This is a genomic window from Amycolatopsis sp. NPDC049252, from assembly GCF_043197175.1.
GTDB lineage: Bacteria > Actinomycetota > Actinomycetes > Mycobacteriales > Pseudonocardiaceae > Amycolatopsis.
In genome coordinates, this window is sequence record NZ_JBICSQ010000035.1 from 76,766 (window position 1) to 82,862 (window position 6,097).

A 6,097-nucleotide genomic window follows, 5' to 3' on the forward strand; every position below is an offset into this window, starting at 1 on the left:
CCCGGAAAGCCGTGAAGGCCTCCTTACCGGCTCTTAGAGCCGGTAAGGAGGCCTTCACGGACGTTCGAAGTGGGTCAGCAGCCGATCAGGCGGCCGGCCAGGTAGGCCTCGAGTTTGTCGATCGCGACGCGCTCCTGGGCCATGCTGTCGCGGTCGCGGACCGTGACGGCGTCGTCCTCGAGGCTGTCGAAGTCGACCGTCACGCAGTACGGCGTGCCGATCTCCTCGTGACGGCGGTAGCGCTTGCCGATCGAGCCCGCGTCGTCGAAGTCGACGTTCCAGTGCTTGCGCAGCAGCTCGGCGACGGCCTTCGCCTTCGGCGTGAGGTCGGCGTTGCGCGACAGCGGCAGCACCGCGGCCTTGAACGGCGCCAGCCGCGGGTCGAGCTTCAGCACCACGCGCGTGTCCGTGCCGCCCTTGGCGTTCGGGACCTGCTCCTCGTAGTAGGCGTCGACCAGGAACGCCATCATCGACCGGCCGACACCGGCGGCGGGCTCGATGACGAACGGGCGGTACCGCTGCTTCGACGTGGGGTCGAAGTACGACAGGTCCTGACCCGAGTGGTTCGAGTGCGTGGTCAGGTCGAAGTCGGTGCGGTTGGCGATGCCTTCCAGCTCGCCCCACTCCTGGCCGGCGTTGAACGCGAACCGGTACTCGATGTCGACGGTGCGCTTCGCGTAGTGCGAGAGCTTTTCCTTCGGGTGCTCGAAGTGGCGCAGGTTGTCGGCCTTGATGCCGAGGTCCCTGTACCACTTCGTGCGCTCGTCGATCCAGTACTGGTGCCAGGTCTCGTCCTCACCCGGCTCGACGAAGAACTCCATCTCCATCTGCTCGAACTCGCGCGTCCGGAAGATGAAGTTGCCCGGCGTGATCTCGTTGCGGAACGACTTGCCGATCTGGCCGATGCCGAACGGCGGCTTCATCCGCGACGTCGTCTGGACGTTCGAGAAGTTGACGAAGATGCCCTGCGCGGTCTCCGGGCGGAGGTAGTGCAGGCCCTCTTCGGACTCCACCGGGCCGAGGTAGGTCTTCAGCATCATGTTGAAGTCCCGCGGCGCGGTGTACTGGCCGCGCGTGCCGCAGTTCGGGCAGGGCACGTCGGACAGGTCGTCCTCGGTCGTCTCCTTGCCGCTGCGCGCCGCGTACTCCTCGGCGAGCTGGTCGGCACGGAACCGCTTGTGGCACGAAAGGCACTCGATCAGCGGGTCGGTGAACACGTTGACGTGCCCCGACGCGACCCACACCTGGCGCGGCAGGATCACCGAGGAGTCGAGGCCGACGACGTCGTCGCGGGCCTGGACCACGGTCTTCCACCACTGGCGCTTGATGTTGTCCTTCAGCTCGACCCCGAGCGGCCCGTAGTCCCACGCCGAGCGGGTACCGCCGTAGATCTCTCCGCTGGGGAAGACGAAACCACGGCGTTTGCACAGGCTGACTACGGTCTCAATGGTGTTCGTGGGCACTCCACGCTCCGGAAGCATGCGGGGACGGTTATCGGACTAGAACCTCAAGGGTATCCGCCGGGGTCCACCGCTTTCCGCCCAGGTGAACCTACGGCCGCGACACCAGTGACGCCGTCACCACGCGGTTGTCCTCGTAGCCCTCGGTGCCGCCGACGTACTCGCCGCCGCAGGTGATCAGCAGGAGCTTGTGCGGGCCGTCCGGGGAGAACAGCTGCTCCGAACGCCCGGCCAGCTCGGACTTGTGGATGGTCTCGGTCGCGTCGACCCGGTAGACCCAGGCGCCGCCCGCGGCGTCGGTCAGCTTGACCTCCTGGCCCTGCTTGACCTGCCACAGCTCGTTGAACGGGCCCTTCTTGCCCTTCCAGTTCACGTGCCCGGAAAGCAGCGCGACGCCGTGGTCGGCGCCCAGCTTCGCGCCCCACCAGGCGGCCTCGTCGAGCCCCTCGGGGATCTTCAGCGCGCCGTCGGCGTCGAGGTCCTCCTGGACGAGCTTCGCCGTGCCGCCCCCGGGCAGCGCGAGCTGCGCCGGCGCCTGGCCGGTATCCTGCGGGGTGCCGGTGCTCTGCGCGGACGTCCCGGTCGCGACCGGCGCTCCTGCGCCGTTCGCGCTGGCAGGTTCATCCTTTCCAGTGAACACGAGCAGGGTGGCGACCAGCGCCGCGATCACGAACGCGCCGGCCACGCCGACGATCCACCAGCGGCCGGGGCCCTTCTTCCGCTCCGCCGGGTTGTGCTCCTGCATGCGCCTGTGCTCCTTCGCTCCGTGACCAGTGCACAGAGACACATGCCGCGGCGGGCGGAGGAGGTTGCACCGAACCCGGTCAGCCGGTGGGGCGGGTCACCAGCGTCGCGGTGACCAGGCGGTTCTGGTCGTAGCCTTCGGTGCCGCCGACGTAGTCGCCGCCGCAGGTCACCAGCACCAGCCGGTGCGGGCCGTCGGGCGCGAACCAGCGGGGGGCCTGCGCGGGCAGTGTCTCCTTCGGCAGCGTCACGACGTCGTCGACGCGGTAGACCCAGCGGTCGCCGCGGGCGTCGACGACGCTGACGTCGTCACCGTCGCGCATCCGCCACAGCTCGTCGAACGGACCCCGCTGCCCTTCCCAGTTCACGTGCCCGGACAGCAACGCCGCGCCGCGGTCGGCGCCCAGCTTGGCGCCCCACCACGCGGCGTCACCGAGGCCGCGCGGGATCGGCAGCACGCCGGTGTCGGTGAGCTCGGTGCGGACGAGCCGCGCGGTGGCGCCGTCGGGGAGGCGGACCGTGCCCGGGCGCTGCTGGGCGGTGGACGAGCTGTCCGCGGGCAGCACGGCCGGGGCCGCGTTCTCCCCCGGCAGCGTGCCGGGGGCGGGCGCGGCGATCGACACCGGCTCGGGCGGCAGCCACGTCAGCACGACGACACCGGCCGCGAAGGCGGCCACGGCCAGGGCCCCCGCGAGGGCGGCCAGCCCGGTGCGCAGCACCTAGTCCGTCCCGGACTTGCGCCGCCGGCCCAGCAGCAGGGCGACGCTCCCGAAGAACACGCCGCCGAAGAGCAGCCCGATACCGAGCGGGACGCGCGAGCCGTCGCTGCCGGTGTCCGGGGCGGCCGCGCCGAGGTAGCCGGCCGGGACCTGCGTCGGCACGGCGGGCTGCGTCGCGGTGGCGCCGGCGCCGGTGCCGCCGGCGGACTTCGCGACGAACCCCTTCGGGACCGAGCAGCTGACCCCGCCGAGCACGATGTTCGTCTGGACGTCCTGCAGCGCGGCGCCCTGCGCGTCCTTGACGTGTGTGGTGATCTCGACCCGCCAGCCGGCGACCGCGGTGTAGTCGCCCCCGCGCCAGCCGTCCTGGCGGATCAGCTGGTCGAACGAAGCGACGCGGGTCAGCTTGAGGTCCGAGACCGTGGTGTCCTTGCTGGCGTTGGTCAGGTCGCCGGGCGGGCCGAGCCGCAGGTTCTTCAGCTCCAGGCCCGCGTTGCCGCCGGGCATCGGCACGATGCCGAGCGCGCCGCCGGCCTGGCGCACCCACAGCCGCGTCACCGAGGACGTGCCGGTGAGCTTCGCCGGGCCGGTGCAGTCCACCGCGGTCTTGGCGCCCTCGAGCACGAGCACGGTGTCGTCCAGCGCCTTGGCCCCGCCCTGCCAGGTGTCGCGCAGCGCGTAGTTGGTCTCGGCGACGGCGGTGGGCACGGTGGTCGCCTGCAGCGCGGCGACGACGTTGTGGTCCCGGCTCCCGACCCCGGCCGGGTACGGGTCCTGCGACCCGCTGTAGCGGCCGAGGTCGATCGCGTAGTGCCCGCCGAACGTGGCGCGCTCGCCGTCGTCCTTGGGCACGGTGACCCGGTCGGTGCCGAGCTTCGACTGGCCGGGCAGCAGCGGCGAGCGCTGGGTCTCGGTGATCAGGGAGCCGCCGTGCTGGCCTTCGCCGCCGATGCGGACCGACGCCACGTTCGCGAACGAAACCGGCCCGGTCTTCTCGTCGACCGCCTGGCTCTGCGCTCCGGCCACACCCACTCCGGCCAGCGGGAACAGCACGGCCGTCAGTACGGCTGCCTTCGTTGCGAAACGGGCCATGTCTCCCCACTGCGTCTGCTCGGGCGGGTCGCCAGCGTACGAGAGGCGACAAAACGCTCCGCGACAACCTTGCACCGTCGGCCACCACTTGCGAAGCCGAAGAGCCAATATCCCACGAACTCACCCGAATGGAGCAATGACAGCCGCCGGACCCCGCAGAGGCGGTGACGGAACGGGGGCCCGGACGGGGGAACACTAGGATGGGCCACGCCGTTATCGGCAATGACTACGGAATTCATGGTCTCAAGCGGCGGCGACGTGGAGGCGGTTATGGCGACGGTGGCGGGCAGCGGCGTCGCGGACGAGGCCGGACCGCACACGCACGAGCCCGAACGCGACCGCGCGGCGCCGTCCGTCCACCCGTCGACCGCCGTGCTGGCCGACGCGGGCGACCTGCTGCGCGCGCTGGCGGCCCCGGTCCGGATCGCGATCGTGCTGCAGCTGCGCGAGGCCGACCGGTGCGTGCACGAGCTGGTGGACGCCCTCGACGTCGCGCAGCCCCTGATCAGCCAGCACCTGCGGGTGCTCAAGACCGCCGGGGTGGTGCAGGGCGAACGCCGCGGCCGCGAGGTCGTCTACCGGCTCGCCGACGACCACCTGGCGCACATCGTCGTCGACGCCGTCGACCACGTGCAGGAAGGAAAGCAGTGATGACTCCCGTCGCGCCGCGCGGCCAGGCCCCGGTGCCCGGGCGCCGATCGACCAAGCAGCGGGCCGCGGTCGTCGAGCTGCTGAGCACGGTCGACGACTTCCGCTCGGCCCAGGAACTGCACGACGAGCTGCGCAAACGTGGTGACGGCATCGGCCTGACCACGGTGTACCGCACCCTGCAGTCGCTGTCGGAGGCGGGCGAGATCGACGTCCTGCGCACCGATTCCGGCGAGGCCATCTACCGCCGCTGCTCGGCGCACCACCACCATCACCTGGTCTGCCGCCTGTGCGGCCGCACGGTGGAGGTCGAGGGGCCGGCGGTCGAGCGCTGGGCGGAGAAGATCGCGGCGGAGCACGGCTTTTCGGAGATCTCGCACACGGTGGAGATCACCGGCACCTGCGCGGAGCACTGAGCAGCACGGCCGAGGGTTTGTTCACACCACGGTGCCGATCCCAGTCAGCCTGCGGTCAGTACTCGTACGGGTCCTTCGGGGCCGGGACGGTCGCGACCGAGGCCGCGGTGAAGTCCGGGGTGTAGCTGTTGGCCCTCGTGGCCGTGCCCGGGACCACCTGGCCGGTCACCTGGATCCAGGCGTCACTCGCGTACCGGGCCGCTTCGGTGCCGGTGAGGCGGACCGTCACCGGGAAGGCGTCGGCCGCGCAGCAGCTGATCACCAGGCGGGCCAGCAGGGTCCGGCCTTCCGCGTGGACCACGAACCCGGTCAGCGACACGGTGCGGCCGTCGAGCGTGCCCGCCTTGTCCCAGCCCGCGCGGCTGACGAACTCGTTGACCGACAAGGGCACGACGTTCCCCGCGGGCAGTGGCGGGAAGGCCGCCGCGTTGGCCGCGGCCGCGCTCGCCGGGACGCGTGCCTCGGTGCGGATCACCGAGTCCGCGCCCAGTGCCGGTGGTGCGACCAGGAAGACGGCCAGCACGGGAACCAGCAGCAACCAGGCGGGCCGGGCCGGGTGCGTGTGGTCGTAGCCGTCGTGGCTGTCGTGGCTGTCGTGGCTGTCGTGGCTGTCCGTTGCGGGCGCTTTCGCCCGCGCGGCAAGCAGATCCCGCGCGACCGCGACGGCCCCGAGCACCACCATGACCGCCCCGCCCGCGATGATCCACGGCTGCTGCGCCGGTTTGACGTAGCGCAGGTAGTCGCCGTTGACGGCGATCTTGACCAGCGCGCCACCGAGCAGGATCAGCAGGATGTTCTGGGTTTCCCTTTTCACGACGGCCCCACGTCCCTGCCCGGTTGTGCACGCACGACGACCTGCCGTTGCCGAGTGATCGCTTCGCAGCCGGAAGCCAGGCTCAGCGGCCAGGCCGGTTCCGCCGATGCGCCGCCGAACACGAGACCCACTCCGCCCGCACCAACCCGCCTCCTCACCACCAGAAGCGCAGCCGCCTGCGGTCGCCGACCACCGGAAGCCAGG

At 71.2% G+C, this 6,097-nt stretch carries 7 protein-coding genes; 2 read left to right on the forward strand and 5 right to left on the reverse strand.

Annotated features, from left to right (window positions below; genetic code table 11):
• Positions 1-74 precede the first annotated feature (74 nt).
• The 4 genes from ACGFMK_RS29535 to ACGFMK_RS29550 all read right to left on the reverse strand — a co-directional run bounded on the left by ACGFMK_RS29535 (position 75) and on the right by ACGFMK_RS29550 (position 4,015).
• Positions 75-1,463, reverse strand: coding sequence for a glycine--tRNA ligase (locus ACGFMK_RS29535; RefSeq protein ID WP_392769875.1), 1,389 nt, complete (start codon positions 1,461-1,463; stop codon positions 75-77).
• An 88-nt stretch (positions 1,464-1,551) separates the two neighbouring features.
• Positions 1,552-2,205: a class F sortase gene (locus ACGFMK_RS29540; RefSeq protein WP_392769877.1), complete on the reverse strand. Its 654-nt coding sequence runs from the start codon at positions 2,203-2,205 to the stop codon at positions 1,552-1,554.
• Between the two features lie 79 nt (positions 2,206-2,284).
• On the reverse strand, positions 2,285-2,923 hold the full coding sequence (locus ACGFMK_RS29545) for a class F sortase (RefSeq protein ID WP_392769880.1): 639 nt from the start codon (positions 2,921-2,923) through the stop codon (positions 2,285-2,287).
• Entirely contained in the window at positions 2,924-4,015 is a 1,092-nt protein-coding gene (locus ACGFMK_RS29550; RefSeq protein WP_392769882.1) for an LPXTG cell wall anchor domain-containing protein, read from the reverse strand. It abuts the gene before it with no gap.
• A gap of 270 nt (positions 4,016-4,285) precedes the next feature.
• On the opposite strand from ACGFMK_RS29550, the gene ACGFMK_RS29555 reads away from it, so the two are divergent.
• Both ACGFMK_RS29555 and ACGFMK_RS29560 read left to right on the forward strand, forming a co-directional pair.
• Positions 4,286-4,666 (forward strand): ArsR/SmtB family transcription factor, encoded by a 381-nt coding sequence (locus ACGFMK_RS29555; protein ID WP_392769885.1) that lies wholly within the window; start codon positions 4,286-4,288, stop codon positions 4,664-4,666.
• Positions 4,666-5,079 carry a transcriptional repressor gene (locus ACGFMK_RS29560; protein WP_323335851.1) on the forward strand — a complete coding sequence of 138 codons (414 nt, stop codon included), beginning with the start codon at positions 4,666-4,668 and terminating at the stop codon, positions 5,077-5,079. Before ACGFMK_RS29555 ends, ACGFMK_RS29560 begins: the two co-directional genes overlap by 1 nt.
• Positions 5,080-5,134: 55 nt before the next feature.
• Here the strand turns inward: ACGFMK_RS29560 and ACGFMK_RS29565 are convergent, their stop codons facing one another.
• Positions 5,135-5,893 (reverse strand): TIGR03943 family putative permease subunit, encoded by a 759-nt coding sequence (locus ACGFMK_RS29565; RefSeq protein WP_392769889.1) that lies wholly within the window; start codon positions 5,891-5,893, stop codon positions 5,135-5,137.
• Positions 5,894-6,097: the final 204 nt, after the last annotated feature.

Coding starts and splice junctions, on each gene's coding strand:
- ACGFMK_RS29540 (WP_392769877.1), bottom strand. CDS start 2,205: ATGCAGGAGCACAACCCGGCGGAGCGGAAGAAGGGCCCCGGCCGCTGG.
- ACGFMK_RS29550 (WP_392769882.1), bottom strand. CDS start 4,015: ATGGCCCGTTTCGCAACGAAGGCAGCCGTACTGACGGCCGTGCTGTTC.
- ACGFMK_RS29555 (WP_392769885.1), top strand. CDS start 4,286: ATGGCGACGGTGGCGGGCAGCGGCGTCGCGGACGAGGCCGGACCGCAC.
- ACGFMK_RS29560 (WP_323335851.1), top strand. CDS start 4,666: ATGACTCCCGTCGCGCCGCGCGGCCAGGCCCCGGTGCCCGGGCGCCGA.